Source organism: Sphingomonas segetis (assembly GCF_009720245.1).
GTDB classification, from domain to species: Bacteria; Pseudomonadota; Alphaproteobacteria; order Sphingomonadales; family Sphingomonadaceae; genus Sphingomicrobium; species Sphingomicrobium segetis.
The window spans coordinates 1-1,060 of the sequence record NZ_WJSQ01000297.1; the positions used below are offsets into that span (position 1 = coordinate 1).

General features: G+C 71.7%; 1 protein-coding gene and 1 pseudogene. Both read left to right on the forward strand.

The features are described 5' to 3' along the window. Window positions 1-465: pseudogene (locus tag GH737_RS15635) on the forward strand (ribonuclease E/G); the annotation flags it as partial. A gap of 115 nt (window positions 466-580) precedes the next feature. Further along, window positions 581-1,060 (forward strand): M48 family metalloprotease (locus GH737_RS14890; protein ID WP_230558859.1); only part of this gene is annotated, 480 nt, incomplete at its 3' end.

Consider the following 1,060-nt stretch of genomic DNA (forward strand, 5'->3'; position numbering starts at 1 on the left):
GGCGGGAAGCGCCGCCGCCGGCGCCGTCCCGCAAAGTCCCGCGATGCCGAGGCCGGGCAGCCCGCCGAAGCGGTGGTCGAGCCCGACAGCTCGCCGATGGTCGAGCGGCCCGTCGACGAGGAACCGCCGATCGCCGAGACGGAGGCCGCGGCTGGGCCGACGCCGAAGCGGCGGCGCTCGAAGAAGGCTGCAGCCGATGCCGAGCAAGCGACCGTCGAGCCCGCGCCGGCCGAAGCCCCGCCCGCGGAAACCGCCGAAGTGGCCGCCCCGCCGGCGAAGCCCGCGCGCAAGCGTCGCTCCAAGGTGAAACAAGAGACGGAAGAGGCGCAGCCTGCCGCCGAGGAGCGCAAGGAAGAACAGCCTGCTTCCGAGGAGCCGGTGAGCGTGCCCGCGGCAAACAACGACACCGCTGCCGAAGCCGCGGGCGAACCGCGCCGCGGCTGGTGGCAACGGACCTTCGGCTAGGGCCGCGCCGCCGCACCGCTAGGATTTTCATCGCCGGTTCAGCCCCGAAAGTGGTAGTCGCCGGCCGATGAACTCGCCGGTTTCCCGCTTCGTGCGCCTGGTGATGCTCACGCTGATGCTGGCGTGCGCCGGCTGGCAGCCGGCGGCTGCGCAGGACGATTCCGGGCCGCAGGTGCTGCGCGACACCGAGACTGAGATCCTGTTCCGCGATATGTCGCGGCCGCTGATCCAGGCCGCCGGCCTGGATCCGAACAGCGTCAGGGTTGTGCTTCTCAACGACCCCGAGATCAACGCCTTCGTCGCCACCGGCCAGACGGTCTATCTCCAGTCGGGGTTGATCGAGGCAGCCGACAACGTCAACGAGGTGCAGGGCGTCGTCGCGCACGAGCTCGGCCACGTCGTCGCTGGCGACGCGATCCGCGCCTCGACGGGCGAACGCCGCGCGATGGGGATCACGATCCTTTCGCTGGTGCTCGGTGCCGCGGCGATGGCGGCCGGCGCCGGCGACGCGGGCATGGGCATCATGATGGCCGGGCAGCGCGCCGCGCTCGGAGACATGCTTGCCTTCACCCGCGCGCAGGAAGCGACGGCCGAT